Annotated in this window: 19 protein-coding genes; 6 read left to right on the top strand and 13 right to left on the bottom strand. The window is 68.8% G+C overall.

The window, feature by feature from the left end; all coding sequences use genetic code 11:
• Positions 1-52: 52 nt before the first annotated feature.
• Both Strain318_RS13160 and Strain318_RS13165 read left to right on the top strand, forming a co-directional pair.
• Positions 53-1,822, top strand: a complete 1,770-nt coding sequence (locus Strain318_RS13160) for an acyl-CoA dehydrogenase family protein (RefSeq protein WP_367886158.1) — start codon at positions 53-55, stop codon at positions 1,820-1,822.
• Positions 1,819-3,750: an ABC-F family ATP-binding cassette domain-containing protein gene (locus tag Strain318_RS13165; protein WP_367886159.1), complete on the top strand. Its 1,932-nt coding sequence runs from the start codon at positions 1,819-1,821 to the stop codon at positions 3,748-3,750. The genes Strain318_RS13160 and Strain318_RS13165 overlap by 4 nt, the downstream gene beginning before the upstream one ends.
• Before the next feature lie 27 nt (positions 3,751-3,777).
• Here the strand turns inward: Strain318_RS13165 and Strain318_RS13170 are convergent, their stop codons facing one another.
• The 9 genes from Strain318_RS13170 to Strain318_RS13210 form a co-directional block, all read right to left on the bottom strand.
• Entirely contained in the window at positions 3,778-4,182 is a 405-nt protein-coding gene (locus Strain318_RS13170) for a hypothetical protein (protein WP_367886160.1), read from the bottom strand.
• 155 nt (positions 4,183-4,337) lie between these two features.
• On the bottom strand, positions 4,338-4,856 hold the full coding sequence (locus tag Strain318_RS13175) for a DUF4199 domain-containing protein (RefSeq protein WP_367886161.1): 519 nt from the start codon (positions 4,854-4,856) through the stop codon (positions 4,338-4,340).
• A gap of 147 nt (positions 4,857-5,003) precedes the next feature.
• Complete coding sequence (locus tag Strain318_RS13180; protein WP_367886162.1) at positions 5,004-5,444, bottom strand: response regulator transcription factor; 441 nt, start codon at positions 5,442-5,444, stop codon at positions 5,004-5,006.
• The gene (locus tag Strain318_RS13185) at positions 5,441-6,229 is read right to left on the bottom strand and encodes a class I SAM-dependent methyltransferase (RefSeq protein ID WP_367886163.1); all 789 of its coding nucleotides are present in this window, start codon (positions 6,227-6,229) and stop codon (positions 5,441-5,443) included. The genes Strain318_RS13180 and Strain318_RS13185 overlap by 4 nt, the downstream gene beginning before the upstream one ends.
• 2 nt (positions 6,230-6,231) lie before the next feature.
• Complete coding sequence (locus tag Strain318_RS13190) at positions 6,232-7,110, bottom strand: TolB family protein (RefSeq protein WP_367886164.1); 879 nt, start codon at positions 7,108-7,110, stop codon at positions 6,232-6,234.
• A gap of 20 nt (positions 7,111-7,130) precedes the next feature.
• Positions 7,131-8,441 carry a fumarylacetoacetase gene (fahA, locus tag Strain318_RS13195; protein ID WP_367886165.1) on the bottom strand — a complete coding sequence of 437 codons (1,311 nt, stop codon included), beginning with the start codon at positions 8,439-8,441 and terminating at the stop codon, positions 7,131-7,133.
• Entirely contained in the window at positions 8,438-9,379 is a 942-nt protein-coding gene (locus tag Strain318_RS13200; RefSeq protein ID WP_367886166.1) for a hypothetical protein, read from the bottom strand. Before Strain318_RS13200 ends, fahA begins: the two co-directional genes overlap by 4 nt.
• Positions 9,319-10,290: a hypothetical protein gene (locus Strain318_RS13205; protein ID WP_367886167.1), complete on the bottom strand. Its 972-nt coding sequence runs from the start codon at positions 10,288-10,290 to the stop codon at positions 9,319-9,321. Before Strain318_RS13205 ends, Strain318_RS13200 begins: the two co-directional genes overlap by 61 nt.
• Positions 10,291-10,292: 2 nt before the next feature.
• Complete coding sequence (locus Strain318_RS13210; RefSeq protein WP_367886168.1) at positions 10,293-11,507, bottom strand: 4-hydroxy-3-methylbut-2-enyl diphosphate reductase; 1,215 nt, start codon at positions 11,505-11,507, stop codon at positions 10,293-10,295.
• 82 nt (positions 11,508-11,589) lie between these two features.
• On the opposite strand from Strain318_RS13210, the gene sthA reads away from it, so the two are divergent.
• Entirely contained in the window at positions 11,590-13,023 is a 1,434-nt protein-coding gene (gene sthA, locus Strain318_RS13215) for a Si-specific NAD(P)(+) transhydrogenase (RefSeq protein ID WP_367886169.1), read from the top strand.
• On the opposite strand, the gene Strain318_RS13220 is transcribed toward sthA, so the two are convergent.
• The gene (locus Strain318_RS13220; protein WP_367886170.1) at positions 13,016-13,435 is read right to left on the bottom strand and encodes an acyl-CoA thioesterase; all 420 of its coding nucleotides are present in this window, start codon (positions 13,433-13,435) and stop codon (positions 13,016-13,018) included. The two genes, sthA and Strain318_RS13220, sit on opposite strands and share 8 nt — an antisense overlap.
• Before the next feature lie 134 nt (positions 13,436-13,569).
• On the opposite strand from Strain318_RS13220, the gene Strain318_RS13225 reads away from it, so the two are divergent.
• Positions 13,570-14,487, top strand: a complete 918-nt coding sequence (locus tag Strain318_RS13225; protein ID WP_367886171.1) for a universal stress protein — start codon at positions 13,570-13,572, stop codon at positions 14,485-14,487.
• Positions 14,488-14,490: 3 nt separating this feature from the next.
• Here Strain318_RS13225 and yjjX read toward each other — a convergent pair whose 3' ends face one another.
• On the bottom strand, positions 14,491-15,024 hold the full coding sequence (gene yjjX / locus Strain318_RS13230) for an inosine/xanthosine triphosphatase (RefSeq protein ID WP_367886172.1): 534 nt from the start codon (positions 15,022-15,024) through the stop codon (positions 14,491-14,493).
• A 38-nt stretch (positions 15,025-15,062) separates the two neighbouring features.
• On the opposite strand from yjjX, the gene Strain318_RS13235 reads away from it, so the two are divergent.
• Positions 15,063-15,686 (top strand): CGNR zinc finger domain-containing protein, encoded by a 624-nt coding sequence (locus Strain318_RS13235; RefSeq protein WP_367886173.1) that lies wholly within the window; start codon positions 15,063-15,065, stop codon positions 15,684-15,686.
• A gap of 20 nt (positions 15,687-15,706) precedes the next feature.
• Here Strain318_RS13235 and Strain318_RS13240 read toward each other — a convergent pair whose 3' ends face one another.
• Entirely contained in the window at positions 15,707-16,312 is a 606-nt protein-coding gene (locus Strain318_RS13240) for a sigma-70 family RNA polymerase sigma factor (RefSeq protein WP_367886174.1), read from the bottom strand.
• Positions 16,313-16,335: 23 nt separating this feature from the next.
• Entirely contained in the window at positions 16,336-16,932 is a 597-nt protein-coding gene (locus Strain318_RS13245) for a TetR/AcrR family transcriptional regulator (protein ID WP_367886175.1), read from the bottom strand.
• A gap of 528 nt (positions 16,933-17,460) precedes the next feature.
• Here Strain318_RS13245 and Strain318_RS13250 point away from each other — a divergent pair.
• Positions 17,461-18,453, top strand: coding sequence for an IS110 family RNA-guided transposase (locus Strain318_RS13250; RefSeq protein WP_437436304.1), 993 nt, complete (start codon positions 17,461-17,463; stop codon positions 18,451-18,453).
• Positions 18,454-18,467 lie beyond the last annotated feature (14 nt).

Raw genomic sequence — 18,467 nt, forward strand, 5'->3', positions numbered from 1 at the left:
ACCCTTCGCCCGAGTAGATTTCACATCTATCCCTAGCCCTGCGACGGATCCCATGAGCACCTCGAAAGCACCGCATCTCGCCGACCCCGACAAGAACCCTTCGTTCACGCGCGGCGTGTTCCAGGGCGAGATCCTCGAAGACCTCGTCTTCCCCTTCCCCGAGCCCTCGGCTGAGGAGAAGGAAACTCTCGCGCAGATCCTCGACAGCTTCCGCGGTTGGGCCGCGGAGACCGTCGACTCCGCGAAGATGGACCACGACGGCAAGTTCACGCCGGAAGTGCGGCAAGGCATGGCCGAGCTCGGCCTGATGGGGCTCAACATCCCCGAGGAGTACGGTGGCTTCGGCGCCAGCACGATGGTCTTCAGCCGCGTGTTCGGTGAGATCGGCGCGACCGACGCGGCGCTGGCCGTCTACTTCGGCGCGCACCAGAGCATCGGCATCAAGGGCATCATCCTCTTCGGCACGGAGGACCAGAAGCAGCGCTGGCTCCCGCGCTGCGCCAGCGGTGAGCTCATCGGCGCGTTCTGCCTGACCGAACCTGGCTCCGGATCCGACGCGCAGGCCATGCTCAGCACCGCCGTGCCCAGCGCCGACGGCAAGAGCTACACGCTCAACGGCACGAAGATCTGGATCTCCAACGCCGGTTACGCCGGCGTGATGACCGTCTTCGCCAAGGTGCCGGTGGTCGTCGACGGCAAGGAGAAGCAGCGCGTCACGGCGTTCATCGTCGACGCCAAGGCCCCCGGCGTCTCGCTCGGCAAGATCGAGGAGAAGATGGGCATCAAGGCCAGCGACACGCGCACGGTGACCTTCGAGAACGTGACGGTGCCCGCGGAGGATCGCCTCGGTGACGTCGGCAGCGGCTTCAAGATCGCCCTCGAGATCCTCAACTCCGGCCGCCTCGGCCTCGCCGCCGGGTCCTCGCGCGGCACGCGCGAGATGCTCAAGATGGCCATCGAGTACGTGAAGCAACGCGAGCAGTTCGGCCGCCCGATCGGCAACTTCGAGATGATCCAGCGCAAGGTCGCCATCGCCGCCGCGGACTGCTACGCGGCCGATGCCGGCTGGATGCTCTGCGCCGGCATGGTGGATCGCGGGGGCGTGGACTTCTCGCTCGAGACGGCCGCCTGCAAGGTCTACGCCTCCGAACTCGCCTGGCGCTCGGCCTCCGACGCCATGCAGATGGCGGGCGGCATCGGCTACTCGAAGGAGTACCGCTACGAGCAGGCCGTGCGCGATTCGCGCATCAACATGATCTTCGAAGGCACCAACGAGATCCTGCGCGCGCTCATCGCGCTCATGGGCCTCCAGCAGCCCGGCGAGGAGCTCAAGCAGGTCGGCAAGGCCTTCAAGAACCCGCTCAAGAACATCGGCGCCATCTCCAGCTACGTGACCGGCCGCGCCAAGCGCACCATCACGAAGAACAAGTTCACGAAGGTCCATGAGGCGCTGGCCGACGAAGCCGATCTCGTCGAGACGGCCATCCACGACCTCGCGCTGGCCGTCGAGAAGGCGCTCATCGAGCACGGCAAGGACATCATCGAGCGGCAGATGCTCCAGGAGCGCATGGCCAACGCAGCCATCGACATCTACCTCGGCACCGCCGTGCTCTCGCGCGCGACCACGGCCATCAAGAAGCACGGCGAAGCCGGCGCCAAGGACGACCTCGACGCCGCGAAGATCTTCATCGCGATGGCGATGCGCCGCGCGCGCCGCGCCATCCGCGCCATCGAGAAGAACCAGGATGACCGCCTGCGCGCACTCGCCAAGCGGGCGTACGACACCGGGGACCTCACCGTCCCCACTCCAACGGATACGTGACCCTCATTTCGCTGTCCGGCGTCGGCATCTCGTTCGGCGCCACGGAACTCCTCAAGAACGTCACCTTCACGGTCGCCGCACGGGACCGCTGGGGCATCATCGGGCGCAACGGCGCCGGCAAGACGTCGCTCTTCCGCATCATGACCGGCGAAATGCCGCCGACGGTGGGCAACGTCGCGCGGCAGCCGGGCCTGCGCCACGCGCTGCTCGATCAACATCGTGCCTTTGAGGGCGCGACGACGGTGTGGGAAGCCGGTGCCGCCGCCTGGAAGGACGTCATCGCGCTCGAGAAGAGCATCGCCGAGCAAGCCATGCAGCTCGGCGAGATGGGCGAGAAGGTCACCGAAGAATTCCTCGAGAAGTTCGGCCGCGACCAAGAGCGCTTCGCCGACTTGGGCGGCTACACGTACCACGCCCGCGTGGACGCCGTGCTGCAGGGCCTCGGCTTCGACGCCGAGGAGTCCAAGACGCGCCTGGTCTCGTCGCTATCGGGCGGTGAGCGCGGTCGCGTGGGCCTCGCCGCGCAGCTCATCGCGCCCGCCGACCTGCTGCTGCTCGACGAACCGACCAACCATCTCGACCTCGATACCACCACGTGGCTGCAGGACTGGCTTCGCGAGGCGGACGAGACGGTCATCGTCGTCTCCCACGACCGCGCCTTCCTCGACGCCATCTGCACGCACATCCTGCACGTCGAAGGCCGCACCAGCGAGTGGTACAAGGGCAACTACAGCCAGTTCGTGCCGCAGCGCGCCGAGCGCCGGCTCACGCGCGAACGCGAGCTGCAGAAGCAGATCGCGTACGTGAAGAAGGAGGAGGAGTACATCCGCCGGAACCTCGCCGGCGTGAACTCCTTCCAGGCCAAGGGCAAGCGCAAGCGCCTCGAGCGCTTGCCGCGCCTCGCCCCGCCGCCGGGCGATCCCGCGGCGATGTCGCTGCACTTCGAGCCCAACGAGCGCGGCGGCGACCAAGTCATCGCCATCAAGGACCTTCGCGTCGAAGTCCCACCAGACCGCGTGCTCGTGGACGGCTTCACTGCGGTGCTCCGCCGCAACGATTTCGTCGCGCTCGTCGGCCCCAACGGCGCCGGCAAGTCCACGTTCATCCGCACCATCCTCGGCGACCTCGCGCCCGCCGGCGGCGAGTCGAGGATCGGCAGCTCCATCACGCCGGCTTGGTTCCGCCAGGACCTCTCCGACCTTCCGCTGCGCAAGTCGCTGATGGATGCCATCCTCGACCAGCGTCCCCTTTGGTCGCGTGGCGCCGTCCAGAACCACCTTGGCGCGTTTGGCTTCAGCGGGGACGAAGTGTTCCGCGAGATCGGCACGCTCTCCGGTGGCGAGCGCGCGCGCATGGCGATGGCGCTGATCACGCTCTCGCACGCCAACCTCCTCGTCTTCGACGAACCGACCAATCACCTCGACGTCGAGAACATCGAAGCCTTGGAAGACGCGCTCGACGAGTACGAGGGCACGGTGCTGCTCGTCAGCCACGACCGCGCGTTCCTCCGCGAGGTGGCGACGCGCGTGTGGGCCTTCGAAGGCAGCCGCCTCGTGGACTTCGACGGCAGCTTCGTCGAGTGGGAGGAATCCAAGCTCAGCAAGGCGCAGCTCGCGGCGAAGCAGGAGGCTGCCGCGAATGAGGCGCGGAAGCAGGCCGAGAAGGAGAAGGCCAAGCAGAACGCGAACAAGCAGGCCGACCAGCACGCGACGCAGCGGGCCAAGAAGCAGGCCGCCGCGTACGCCGAGGCGGCGGTGCAGCGCTGGGAGAAGCGCGTGAACGAGATCGAGGTGCAGCTCGAGGACACCGATCTCTACGACGGCTCGCCGGAGGGTGCGCAGAAAGCCGCGCGCCTCGACCAGGAACTGGCCAAGGCGCGGAAGGAACTGGATGCCGCGATGGCGGCGTGGGCGGAGGCGGCGGACTGAGCGCCGTCGCCGAGCGCCGCGCGGGGATTATGCGGCGCCGTAGTGCTTGATCGCCTGCTTCACCGCCATCCGCGCCGACACCTCGAGCTCATACTCCACGGCGATCTCACTGAACTCGGCCGCCGTGTGCCGCTTCCGCCGCGTCGCGGCGTCCGAACTCGCCGCGTACCGACGCGCGTACTCGCGGCAGGCCATCCACATCGCGTTCGCGCGATGCCACCAGTCTTCCGACTCCGCGCCGCGGCCCGCGGCAGCGATCTCCTCGTAGGCACCGGTGCGCGCCACGAGCTGCGACTCCGCGAGGTCCGCCATCTCCCACGCGGCGGCGAATTCCTGATCGTCTGCGCCGAGCTTGATCAACGCGCCGATCCGCTCATGCTGGTGGCAGCATTCCTGCGCCGCGCGGTACAGCGCGTCCCCGGCATCCTTCACAGGGTGCGCGGACGGTTTGGAGGCGCGAGGTGCAGGCTTGGACGGCATGAGGGATGCACTGAGGAGGGGAGACGGCAAGCGCGGACCTCTTCAAGCTGAACGGGCGACTCGGGCGGGGCAAGCGCACAATCCCGCCCAACCGGTGACGCGGTCCCTCACCCCGCCCGCTTCCGCAGCAACCCCGCCGACGCCAGGCTGAACACGACCACCACCGGCAGCGGCTCCAGCGCCGTGAAGCCCATGCGCGCGAGGGTGTTGTTCTTGTACATCTCCCAGAACTTCAGTTGCTCGGCCTCCTGCGTCGCCAGCTGTTCCGCAGTGGCTCCCGCCTGGCGCGCGCGCTCCAGCATCTCGGCCATGTACCGCTCGCCGAAGTCGGGCACGAAGTTCGTGAAGGCGATTTCCCAGGCCACCACGTAGCAGGCGACCGCAATCAGCGAGATCAGCAGCCCGACCTTGAGCGCCTCGCCAAAGCGGATCTCGCCGCCCCGTTCAGTATCCCGGAATTGCCGGACGCCGAAGTAGATCATCAGTGATGCCAAGACCATCGACGCATACCCGACGGCCATGCCGGCACCACTGCCGAGTTGGTCATGAAACGGCAGCGAGAGGACCATCATGCCGGACATCACGGCGCCGGCGATGAGGCCAAAGGTCAGGACGATCTTCCGCATAGTGGCTCCAGGGGTTGGGTGCGGCGGCATCCTAGCGTGGGTCCCAGCGTCGGCGCGTCACCGGAAAGGGTGATTTTGGCCCGAAATCCGCGATTTCATCCCTTCGGATGACGAAACACGCGCCGAGGCGGCACTCGGAACGCCAGCTCAGGGAACCAGCCGAAGCTCCCGTGCCTTCTGGATCGCCTGCGTCCGCCGCGCCGCCCCGAGCTTGTCGAGTACGCGGCTCGCATGCGTCTTCACCGTGTTCTCGCTCACGAAGGCCCGCTCGGCGATCTCCCGATTGCTCAGCCCTTCGGCCATCAGCGCGAGGATCTCCAGCTCCCGCGGCGTGAGGCCGAGCGCCGCCACCTGTGCGTCATCGCGCACGAAGTCGGGGCCCACGGGCACCAAGACCTCACGGACCTCGACCTGCTTGCGCGTGAGCTTGAGGCCAAGCCAGATGCCGAGCCCGGCGAAGATCGCCGCAACAAGGCCGCCGTAGATCTCGAAGGAATGCTCCATGACGAGCCACTTGTACTCCAGCAGCTGCAACAGCGCGGTGCAGAGACCGGCTACGAGTCCATACACCAGCACCTTGCGCATCATCGCAGCGTTCCCGCTCGCACGAACATCGGCCACACCACGTCTCGCGCGCCGACGGCGCCCCAGGCGTCCCGCACGGCCGCCTCGAACCGGAGCACGTCCGCCTCGCCGCCCGCCTGCAGCAAGCGCTGCGTGGCGCTCCACGAGCGGTGGAACCCGAGATACTGCTCCACCGCCATCGCGCTGCGAATCTCGAACGGCGGCACCTGCACCTCGTCGATCGGCAGGGGCATCGAACGGTAGCCCTCGCGGATGAGGTGATGCTCCGGTGCCCAATGCGCCGCGCAGGTCACGTCGTGGTAGTACATGGTCACCGCGTCGACCTCCGGCGTGACACGACTGTGCACGTAGGCGAACGCCGCGAACACCCCACCCGGCGCCAGCACGCGGCGCACCTCGGTGAAGAACGGCGACAACGCGAACCAATGCAGCGCTTGCCCGACGGTGACGAGGTCCACGGAACCATCGGGCAACGCCGAGTCGTACGTGGTTTCGCGGTAGCTGACGCGCTCGTGCGGCGGCGCCGCGGCGAGCTGCGCGGCGCTCGGGTCGGTGGCCATCACGCGCTCGAAGCGCGCCGCAAGCGCCATCGCCACCTGCCCGTTGCCCGTGCCCACGTCCCAAGCCTGCCGATGCCCACGCACGACACCGGCGAGCCAGTCGTACAGCGCCGTCGGGTACGTCGGGCGAAACGCCGCGTAGGTTGCCGCGTGGCCGCTGAAGAGGTGCGCGAAGTGTCCGCGTGCGTCGTCCGCTTCGGGGCGATCGCGTGGCGGCAGCGGCGTCACGGCTATTGATCCGCCCCGACGATCGCCAGATGTGTCCCGTCCGCGCTCAGCGCGAGCCGCGACACATCGCGAATCCCGCGCGAGCGCAGATCCACGAAGGTCTCCAAGCGCCCCTCGGCCCAGCGATACAGCACGCCGTTGCCGCTGATCAGCGCACTCCCGTCCGACAACCACACGTGGTACTCCGCGCCCCGCGGCAGCACGACCACGCGCCGCACCCCGCGCGTGCGCACGTCCACCTCACCCAGCACCGCAGTATCGCCGTGGAAGTGCACGAACGTGAACGCCTCGCGCCCGGGCACGCGCGCAAAGGCGCGCCCGATGCCGCGGGCCAGCGTGTCCACGCGCTCGGTTTGCGGATTCATCAGCACCAGCGCATTCGCATCGCGTGGCGTCGGCTGGCTGAGCACGAAGGCGCCGATGTTGCCAAGCCCCACCCACACGTGGTAGCCCACGGGCCTGAGCGCCGGCACGATCGGTCGCTGCGGCACCCCGTTCCAATCGTATGCCCAGAGACGCTGCGTGGAATCAGCCTCGACGACGATCGCGCTGAAGCCGTTGCCGTCCGGCATCGGCGTCGGGGAGTACTCCTGCTCGACCGCCGTCCGCGTCAGCTGCGAGACCACGCGGCCATCGACCGTGACGCGCCACGAGTCCGCTCGCCCGTCCGCCTCGATGCGCGTGAACAGCAGCGAGCGGCCGTCCGGCGCGAACTGCGGCTGGTTGTCGTAACCGGCACGCCGCGTCACGTTGCGAAGGTCGCCCAGCGAGAGGGCCGAACCGCTGCCGCGCAGCTCGCCCACCCAGATGTCCGTGCCGCCCTGCGCACCGAGCGCGCTCGCCAGCAGCATCGTCGACACCACCACACCGATTCCCCGCATCACCGTCGCCTCCGCTGAGGTCAGACCGCCGGCAGCACCACGCCTCGACATTCGCCGAACCCGATGCGTACGGCACCCGGCCGCTCGCACCACCCGCGCATGATCACCTCGTCCCCATCGGCGAGGAAGGTCCGCGTCTCGCCGTTGGGCAGCGCCAGCGGCTCCGTGCCGCGCCAGGTGAGTTCGAGCAGGCAGCCGCGCGAGTCCTTGGTCGGACCGCTCACCGTGCCGCTCGCGAACAGGTCGCCCGGGCGCATGTTGCAGCCGTTGCTCGCGTGGTGCGCGAGCATCTGCGCCATCGTCCAATACATGCGCGTGAAGTCGCCCTGCGAGAGGCGCACCGGTGCATCACCCGCCTCCCGCATCTTCGCCGTCTGCAGCCAGACCTCGAGCGTGATGCCGAAGCCGCCGGCGCGCTCGTTCGCGGCGTCGAGCAGGTAGGGCAGCGGCGCCGGATCCGTCGCCTCGCGTGTCCGGGCGGGCACGCGGAACGGCGCCAAGGCATCCAGCGTCACCACCCACGGGCTCAGCGTCGTCGCGAAGTTCTTCGCGAGGAACGGTCCCAGCGGTTGGTACTCCCACGTCTGCACGTCACGCGCCGACCAATCGTTCACCAACACCAGCCCCGCGAGATGCTGCTCGGCCTCGCCGAGCGGAATCGCGTGGCCCAGCGCGTTGCCGCCGGCGATGAAGGCCCCGACCTCGAGTTCGTAGTCCAGCCGCGCGCTCGCGCCCCAGCTCGGGGGACCCTCGGGCTTCGCGCTCGTCTGTCCATGCGGCCGCTTCACCGCCGTGCCGCTCACCACCAGCGAACTCGCCCGGCCATGGTAGCCGATCGGCACGTGCTTGTAGTTCGGCAGCAGCGGATTGTCCGGCCGGAACATCGAGCCCACGTTCGTCGCGTGATCGATGCTCGCGTAGAAGTCCGTGTAGTCCCCGACCTCGGCCGGCATCGTCATCCGCACCGCCGCCATCGGGACGAGCACGTCCGCCACGCGGCCTTGCTGCGCGAAGCTCGAAGCCAGCAGCTCGCTCACACGCCGACGGAGGGCGGCGAGGCCCGTGCGCCCCGTCGCGAACAGCGGCGTGAGCGACTCCGCATCCAGCGCCTCGAGCACATCGGTCCGCAGTCCGTCGAACAGCCCTGCGTCCCGCGCGGCGCGCAGGTCGAGGACGCGGTCGCCGATTGCCACTCCGCTGCGCGCTGCCTGGCCGTCCACCACGATGAAGCAGCCGAGCGGCAAGTTCTGGATCGGGAAGTCGGTACCGCCCGCGTTGGCCGCTTCCACCCAACTGCGCAGGTTGGGATCGATCGTCGGGTCGTGCGTCATAGGCGTGGGGGGAGAAGCCGGAGCGCGGCGAGGTCCTGCACCGGCTCTTCAAAAGAGCAGGATCCGAACGATCCCGCAAACCGCGAGCGCGCCTGGGCAACCTGCGCGGCGCTGGCGTGCAGGCCGCGCCACGAGATCCCGTGCGCGTCCGCGACGATCGCCGCCGGGTCGCGTTCCTCGAGCAGCTCGACGAGCGACGCGGGTTCGGTGCCCGCGTGCAGCAGCGTCGCCGCGAGGAACACGTTGAGGAATCCGTACATCGTCCCGCGTTCGGCGTCGGGGGCGTAGGTCAACGGATACTCTCCGCGCAGCGGATGGTGCAGCCCCGCGGTCGCCTTGAACGGCACCTGGCGCTGGACGCATTCGGCGAGGAACCGCAGCACCGCGGCCGGCGCCGGGAATGCCTCGGGCGTCACGCCGCCGGTTCGGATCTTCGCCCGCAGGTGGGCGGCGCCGATGGCGTGCACGAGCTCGGCCGGGTCGGCATCGACGGGAATCTCCACGTAGACGATCAGCCCGCCGTACGCCGCCGCGACGGCGTTCACCTCGCCGACTGTCGTGGCCTTCGCCTCGATGCTGTCGATCACCCAGCGCGCACCGTGCTCGCGATTGAAGGCGGCGACCACTGAAGCGTCGATGGGACCCGCGAGCACCGACAGCGGCCACGGACCGATATCGCCGCCGCGGTCGATCCGCGACGCCGCGCGCACGAACTCGTCGAGCCGCGCGACAGGCAGCACGAAGCGCGCGAGCATCCCGCGCCGCTCACCTACCCGATACGCCGCGTAGTTGCGCACCGCGTCGTCCATCGGCAACGCCGCCGGGGGAAACAGCCCGGCGTAGTCCACCAAACCTTCGAGCAACGTCTCCAACGCGTTCACGCCGTACCTCCGCGGATCGTCACGCTCCAGCGCCGCGGCTCCCCGGGCACCAGCCATGTCATGCTCTGCCATTCACCGAGCGCGTCCTTGTAGTTGTCCGGAGCCCCGAGCGCCGGCGCCAAGCACAGCGTCGGGCTGCCGATCTTCTGCAGCCGCACCTTCCGGGCGTGCTGCAGCCCGCTGCGGTCGATGAACACCCCGCAGTAGGGCACCCCCGCCCCGTCGAAGCTCAGCGTCAGCCGCTTGTCGTCTTCCCAGATCTGGATCATCGAGCGTCCTGCCCCGAGTTCCAGCCACGCGCCCAGCTGCGCCTTGCGGGGAATGCTCCACGGCATGCTGAGGTCGCGCGACTTGTCATCGAGGACCAGGCGTGGCCACTTGCCGTCGCCTTCCATGACGTCGCCGCGCAGCTTTGCGCCCTCCACCGACGCCACGCGAAAGCGCCCGCCGTCCGGGAGGCGCAGCCGCGTGAGCTTGGTCAGTGGAAACGTGAGGAACGCGCTCCAGAGGAACGGCAGCCGATCCTTGCCCGTCGTGTGCGCTTCGTACCGCGCCTCGACGGCGCCGTCGGGCCGCACCAACAAGGTGCGCGTGAGCGCCCACGGCATGCGCTCGCCGCGCCAGGTGCAGCTCAGCTTGTGGCCATCGGGGTCCGTGCTCAGCGTCGTCTCGGGCACCTGCGCGCGCGCCTCGCCACCGACGGGCAGCGGGCGTCCGCCGACGCCCTTCACCCACTCGGGCACGTGTCCGCCCCCGGCACTCGGCGCGCACTCATCCCAGCCCGCCGACGCGATGGGTGCCTGGTTGAGGCGTGGCAGCGTCGCCGAGGTGGTGGGCAGCAACCACTCGTGATCGAACAGGTCCAGCGACCGCACGCGGCCACCGAGCGTCGGCACGACCTCGATGCGCGAGTCGCCCCCTTCGAGGGCGACGAATCCCGGCTCGGCAGCGGCGAGCGCGGTGGCCACGCTCAGGCGACGCTAGCCGGATCCACGCCGCGCGTCTGCAGCACGCGCGTCACGGCCTCGCCGATCTTGTTGTTCGGCGTGCTCGCGCCGGCCGTGAGCCCGACGCGGAGCGGACCGGACGCCGGCAGCCAGCCGCTCTCCGACACTTCCTTGCCCGTCGCGAGATCGCGGTGGCGGATCGTCCCCTGCTCGGGGTCGATGCAGTTCGCGTCCTCGACGTGATACGTGCGCACCTTCTCCGCACAGAGCGCGGCGAGCGAGATCGTGTTCGAGGAGTTGTAGCCGCCGATCACCAGCATCACGTCCAGCGGCTCCGTGAGCAGCGCGTTCACGGCGTCCTGCCGGTCCTGCGTGGCGGAGCAGATGGTGTCGAAGGTGCGGAAGTTCTGCGCGCGATACTCGGCGCCGTGCACACGCTCCATCGTCTGGCCCACGGCCTCGCCGATCGCCAGCGACTCGCGCGCCAGCATGGTCGTCTGGTTCGCCACGCCGATCCGCTTCAAGTGCACGTCGGGATCGAAGCCAGGGCTCGCCGCATGCGCGTACTTGGCCAGGAACGCCTCGCGGCCGCCCGGGAACGTGCCGGCGATGTACGCCATCACGTCCTCGGCCTCCGCCATGTTGCGCACCACGATGTACGTGCCCCCGGCGTACTTCTCCACCTGCGACGCCGTCGCCCGCGTCTCCTCGTGGTAGTACTTGCCGTGGATCAGCGAGGTGAAGCCGTCCTTCGCGTAAGCATCCACGCGCTTCCAGACGTTGAGCACCGAGCCGCAGGTCGTGTCGACCATGACGCAGCCGATCGCGCGCAGCGTCTCGAAGTCGTGGATGGTCACGCCGAAGGCCGGCAGGATCACCACGTCGCCCGGCTCGACGCCCGTGTAGTCGAAGCCCTTGTCGCTGGGCTTCAGGAACACGATGCCCATTTCCTTCAGCTTCGCGTTCACGTGCGGGTTGTGGATGATCTCGCCGGCGAGGTAGATCTTCTTGTCCGGGAACTTGAGCCGCGTCTGGTACGCGTACTCGACGGCCCGCTCCACGCCGTAGCAAAAGCCGAACTCCTTGGCGAGGCGGATGGTGACATCCCCGGCCGTGAGCGTGTACTCACGGGCCAGCAGCAGGTCGACCAGCTTGCCGTCGTAATCGGCGGTCAGGGTGTTCTGGACCTCGGCCTTCAGGCCGAAGCCCTTGCGGACGTACGTGGACTCGGAAGCCATACGGGAAATCTAGCGGTGGCACCCCCCTCCCGGGGGGCGGAAAAGCTCGCGCGACCGGCCGCCGCGCCGTACCTTGGCGCCCATGGCCGAGCACTACGACTTGTGCGTGATCGGGAGCGGACCCGCCGGCGAGAAGGGCGCCGCGCAGGCGGCCTACTTCGGCAAGTCCGTCTGCCTCATTGAACGCGCGCCGAAGCCCGGCGGTGCCGCGGTCAACACCGGGACCATCCCCTCCAAGACCCTCCGCGAGACCGCCCTCTACCTCAGCGGCCTCCGCCAACGCGGGCTCTACGGCGTGGATTACCGCGTGAAGAGCGACATCACGATCGGCGACTTCATGCACCGCGAGCGCGCCGTGGTGGAGGCCGCGTGGGAGACCATCGACGCCAACCTCGACCGCCACAAGGTCACCCGCATCCAGGGCGCGGCGCACTTCGTGGATCCCTACACCGTAGAGGTTGCGCGCTACCAGCAGCCGCAACGCCGCATCCGCGCCGACGTCTTCCTCCTCGCGACGGGCTCGCGGCCCGCGCACCCGCCGGAGATTCCCTTCGACGGCCGCATCGTCGTGGATTCCGACGACGTGCTTTCGCTCACGCAGATCCCGCAGCGGCTCATCGTCATCGGCGGCGGCGTCATCGGCTGCGAGTACGCCTCGATCTTCGGTGCCCTCGGCGTGCGCGTCACGCTCATCAACTCGCGCGAGCGCCTGCTCATGCAGCTCGACGCGGACCTCTCCGACGCGCTGCGCGTGGAGCTCACGCGCCGCATGGGCGTGCAGGTCGTGCTCGATACGAATGTCAGCGCGGTCACGGTCGAGGGCGACCTCGCCACGGTCACGCTCTCCGACGGCCGCGCCCTCGCCGCGGACTGCGTGCTCTACTGCGCCGGCCGCGAGGGCAACAGCGAGGGACTGCAGCTCGATAACACCGGCGTGAAGACCAACGCGCGGGGGTTCGTGCAGGTCGATTCCACCTTCCGCAGCACCACGGCGCACATCTTCGCCGCCGGCGACATCGTCGGCTTTCCCGCCCTCGCGAGCACGGCCATGGAACAGGCCCGCGTCGCGATGTGCCACGCCTTCGACCTCAAGTACAAGATGCAGATGGGCGCCGTGCTCCCCTACGGCGTGTGGACGGTGCCCGAGATCGCCACGGTCGGCATGGGCGAGGACGAAGCCCGCGCCAAGGGCATCGCCGTCGAGATCGGCAAGGCGTCATTCCGCACGAATCCCCGCGGCCTGATCATCGGCGACACCGAAGGGTTCGTGAAGTTGGTCTTCACGGTCGACGACCGACTCGTCATCGGCGCCAGCGTCGTCGGCGAAGGGGCCTGCGAGCTCATCCACGTCCCCGCCGCGGCGATCCACTTCAACGCGACGCTCGACTACTTCATCGACGCGGTGTTCAACTACCCGACGCTCAGCGACGCCTTCAAGTACGCCGCCTACGACGGGCTGCAGCGCCTGCAGCGGCGCGTCTCCCGCAGCATGGAAGCGCGCGCGCGCGTCACTTGATCACGAAGGGATGCAGTGCCTCCCGCATCCAGTCGGGAATCGGCCGCTTCTGCATCGTCTCCTTCACCACGCTGACCACCGTCAGGGTCGCACTCGCGCGATGGGCGCGATCGCTGGCACGGTAGGCCTCGAACCGGAACGTCAGCGACGTCTGCCCGATCTTCGCCACGCCGCACTCCACGTCGAGCAACTCGTCCATCTGCGCCGGCGAATGGAACTCCACCTGGAACGCCTTGCGCGGGATCTGCACGCCACGCTCCAGCCGCAACGTCTCGAACGGCAGGCCGCTCGCCCGCATCATGTCGTGCTCGGCCGCCTCGAAGTACTTGAGATACGAGCCGTACCAGATGATGCCCAGCGGGTCGCAGTCACTCCAGCGCACGCGCTGCTGGACACGGAACGGAAGCGGCACATGTGTCGTCACGATTTCGCTGACAGAGGTTCGGGGAAGGTCCTACGCCCGTTCGCCGGTGTAGAATGGTAGCATACGGCAGCGCCCCGCGGTCGGGGCCTGTAGTGTTCCCCCCCTCTGGACCGGAGGCCTCCATGCTCCGCACGATCTTGGTGCCACTCGACGGCTCGGCGCTGGCCGAACGCGCCCTGCCGATCGCCATGGACATCGCCCGCCGCGCCGGCGGTACCGTCCACCTCGTCCGCGCCCACGTCCCGCTCGCGATCGTCGGCGCAACCGCCGAGGGGGTGTTCACGCAGGACATGCTCGCCGCCGACGACGCGCTCCGCAATCGCGCGGTGCAGTACCTCAACGAGCGCGCCCACAATCTCGCGAAGGACTGGGGCGTGCCCGTCGAAGCGCACATCGAGGACGGCACGCCCGGTGCCTGCATCACCGAGGCCGCCGACCGCGTCAATGCCGGCTTGATCGTGATGACCACGCACGGCGCCGGCGGCTTCGCGCCCGGCTGGCTCGGCTCGGTCTGCGATGCCGTGATCCGTCACACGCATCGCGCCGTGCTCGCGCTCCCCGAGAACGACGCACACGGCGGCAAGCCCTTCGTGCCGAAGCGCATCGCGATGGCCCTCGACGGCAGTGCCCGCGCCGACGGCATCATCCCCGCCGCGCGCGACCTGGCCCTGCTCTTCGGCGCCGAGGTGGACGTGGTGCGCATGGTCGCGCCGTTCATCCCGAACGACGTCGCGAGCATCCTGACCAGCGAGCGCCCCGATCCCTACGGCATCGACGCCGAAGCGGCGGCCGCGAAGGAGGCCATCGACAAAGTCGTGAAGGGGCTCGCCGAGAGCGGACTCAAGGCCGAGGCCACGGTGCGCGTCGAGCTCTCGCCGGTGAAGGCGCTGCTCGCCCACGTCGAAGAAACCGACCCCGACATCCTTGCCCTCGCCACGCAGGGGCGCGGGTTCAGCCGCCTCATCGTCGGCTCGGTGGCCGACAAGCTCATCCGTGGCGCGAAGCGACCGGTGCTTGTGCTGCGGCCGATGAAGGACTGAGGGTCAGCGCGCAAACAGCGATGGCGTCACGAACGGCGCCATCGCGTACGTCACGAGGACCTCGTACGCGGCCTGCCGGTCGATGCGGCCCGCCGTGAGGATCCCCACGGCGCCCTTGCCGTGCTTGGTGCCGCGCTCGTTCGCGAAGCGGTCCATCGCGTGCCCCAGCTCCTCGCCATCGCGGATCAAGGCGGCGACGCCGTCCGGCAACGGCATCGCCAGCGAGCCGCCCACGCCCTCGCGTCCGTCACGGTGCACCACGACACACCACGCGCAGGTGCGCATGCCGTCCGGGCCGTCCACCACGCCGCCCTCGAGCCCCACACCGAGGTCGGCATCCGTCGCCTCGCGCGCCCGACGCGCCCGCTCGCGCGCGCCGGCAATCGTCTCGTCGTCTCCGAACGGTTGGTCCGGCACACCGCTCGCCACCACCTGCGGCGCGACCTCCGCCTCGGGGAAGTACGCCCGGAGCACGGCCGCAGCCGCCGCCAGCTTCACGGGATTGCCCGAGCCCACCGCTACGCGAACAGTCGTCATACCGCCCGAATCTAGGCGGCAGCGAGTATCTTCGCCCTGTGCCTGCACGCACTCCCGCCCCTGCTCCGGTCTTCATCGCCGGTCGGCTTTGGCTCGATTTCGTCAACACCGCCGACGCCCGACTCGGCCAGCGTGTGGACCTGCTGGCGACGTTCTCGGCATTCGTCGACTGGCTCGCGGCCGCGCAGGTCATCGACGCCGAACGCGCCGCGACCCTGCGACGTCGCGCGGTCGAGCAACCCAGCGGTGCCGCCGCCGCGCTCGTCGAGGCACAGCGTATCCGTACGCTGCTCCGGCAGCTCGCCGAGCAGGGCCGTGACGCCCGCGGCGCCGTGCAGCGCGCGCACGTCGTCGAGGAGATCAACCGGGTCTTGGGGCGTTCCGTCGGCACGCGACGCGTCGACGCGATGCCCGACGGCGGCTATGTGCGCAGCTTCGTGCCCGTGGGCGATGCCTTCGGCGGCCTGGTGATTCCCGTCGTCGAGAGCGCCGTCGACTCACTCGTCCGCGGCGAACTCGGCAAGATCCGCGGCTGCGCCGACCGCCGGTGCCCGCGCCACTTCGCCGACGACACCAAGAGCGGCACGCGGCGCTGGTGCGACATGAAGACCTGCGGCAACCGCGCGAAAGCAAAACGGCACCGCCAGAAGGCGGTGCCGTGAGGTCGCACGGCTATTGACCGTTACGCCTTGATGTAGCCCATCTCGGTCGCGTAGCCGCGGAGCTTCTCCTGCAGCAGGCGCCGGCCGCGGAACAGGCGGCTCTTGATCGTTCCTTCCGGGACGCCGAGCGCCTGGGCGATCTCGCCGTAGCGCAGGCCGTGCAAGTCGCTCATCACCACCGCCGCACGATACTCCTCCGGCAGGCCGTGGATGGCATCGACGATTTCCTGGTCGATGAATGAATCGTAGAACGTGCCTTCCGGATCGACGTCGCCGACCGCCTCGAACACCTCGCGGCCATCTTCGTCCTCGAGCGGCTGCACCTCGCGCGCGTCGATGCGACGCTTGCGGCTCACGAACGCGTGGTAGAGGATGGTGAACAGCCACGCGCGGATGTTGGTGCCGAGCCGGTACTGCTCCCAGCGTTGGAACGCGCGGAGCAGCGTGTCGGAGACGAGGTCTTCGGCCTCGTCGCGCACGCGCGTCAGCTTGAGCGCGAAGGAATACAGCGCGTCGAGCTGCGCCATCGCCTCCGCGTCGAAGCGCGCACGCCGATCGGCGCGCTCGCGCTCCGCGGCCCGATCATCCATCCCGAAGATGCCATACCCTGCTGCCATCGACGCCATCGTTCCCTCCGGAACTGTGCGATCTACGCTGCGGTCGTCTTCTTCACGTGGCCGGCCACGAACCGCTTGAGGTCCGTCGCCACGCCGTGCATCAGGCTCACGTCCCGCTTCATCCGCGCCATCGTCGTCGCGCCCTCGAGGGTCGCGACGATGAACCGCGCCAGACGCATCGGGTCCGCGTCATCCTCCAACCGATCCTTGACCTGGCCCAAGAGGCCCGCGATCTCGTCCGTCCACGAGCGGAACACGCGCGCGATCCGCACACGGAAGCCCTCGTCCATCGCCGCCATCTCGGTCGCCAGGGCGCCGAACGGGGACGCCGAGCGCCCCCCGCGCTCGGCCTGCAACGCGACGACCGAATCGATGAACACGTGGAGGCGTTCAATCGGGTCGAGCGTCGGTTCACGCAGGATGGCGAGGCCCCGCTCCGCGAGGACGTCGAACTGCCGCGCCAGTACTTCGTGGCCAAGCGACTCCTTGGACTTGAAGTAGTGGTAGAAGTGCGACTTGCCGCTGAGGCCGGCTCGCGCGATGACGTCATCCACTGACGTCTGCACGAAGCCCTTCTCGGCGATCAGTTCCGCCGCGGCATCGAGGATTTGCATGCGCTTCTGGGTCACGGCGGTAAACTTAGGACCAACTAGTCCTAATCCAATAGAACTTAGGAAATATCTTATAAATCGTTGTTGTATAAGAACTTATAAACTGGACAGAGAGTTGGACTGGCTTGTGAAAGTGCAATAATTGGAATCTCTAGTACCGCGGTTCCGTACCGAGAGTACTAGTCTGCACCCAGAACGGCGCTCACCACGAAGGCACGAAGCACACGAAGGATTTTGAACCGCTTTGCCACAGAGACACAGAGGCACAGAGGTCTTCACAGAGCACTGCAAGAAGCAAATGCATGGGGGTCCGCACCGAAGCATCGGAGCGGACCCCCTAGGGTTTCTTGCGGTTCTCCGTGCGACCTCCGTGACTCTGTGCCTTCTATGTCGATTCGACGGTATGTTCGTGGGACAAGGGTGCGGGGCGAGCCCGGTCGTGCCTCGGTTCGTGAAGACCGCCACGGAGCAGGGGCCGCGCCCACCCATCACGATTGCCGAGAGCCCGGACGGTTGGGTGGTGCCCACGCCCGACGTGGAGCCCGCATGCGGAAGGCCGGTGCCGGCGGCGATCCCCACGCGGAGGTCCGGATGTTTGTCGGCATCGATGTGGCGAAGGCGACCGTCGTGGTCGCGCTCCATCCGAGCGGCGAGACGTGGACGACGGGCACGAGCGCCAAGGAGTTGCGCGCGCTCGCGCGGCGCCTCGCGGCGCTGCGGCCTGCGCACGTCGTGCTCGAGCCCACCGGCGGCTACGAGCTCCCCGTGCTGATGGCCCTCGGCGCGCAGGCCCTGCCGGTGAGCCTCGTCGCGCCGGCGCGCGTGCGCGAGTACGCGCGCTCGCACGGGCAGTTCGCGAAGACCGACGTGCTCGACGCGCGGATGCTCGCGCGCTTCGCGGCCGAGCGGCCCGTGCAGGCCGTCACGCTCCCCGACGCCGCGCACCGCACCCTGATGCAGCTCGTCGCCCGCCGGCGCCAGCTCGACGAGATGCTCGTCGCCGAGCGGCTGCGCCTCGACCAGCAGCGGCTCTTCCCCGACTCGCCCGTCGTCGCCGACATCGAGGAGACGATCGCGTTCCTCGAGGCGAAGGGGCGCGACCTCGACCGGCAGCTCCAGGCCCACATCGCCGCGCACCCGCAGTGGCGCGAGACGGCCGCGCTGCTGCGCAGCGTCCCCGGGATCGGCCCCGTGACGGTCGCGACGCTGCTCGCGTTCCTGCCCGAGCTCGGGACGCTCTCGCGCCGCGAGATCGCCGCCCTGGTCGGCGTCGCGCCGCTCGCGCAGGACAGTGGCGCCTGGCACGGCCGGCGGCACATCCGCGGCGGTCGCGCCGACGTCCGCCGCGTGCTCTACATGGCCGCGCTCACGGCGGCGCACCACAATCCCGCGCTCAAGGCCTTCTACGCGCGGCTGCGCGCGCGCGGCAAGACGGCGAAGCAGGCGCTCACCGCCTGCAGCCGCAAGCTCATCGTCGTCTGCAACACGATCCTCAAAACGAAGCAGCCGTGGCAGGCCCCGAGGCCCGCCACGGCATAACTCCTCACCTTCGA

Source organism: Pseudogemmatithrix spongiicola, from assembly GCF_030623445.1.
Classification (GTDB): Bacteria; Gemmatimonadota; Gemmatimonadetes; order Gemmatimonadales; family Gemmatimonadaceae; genus Pseudogemmatithrix; species Pseudogemmatithrix spongiicola.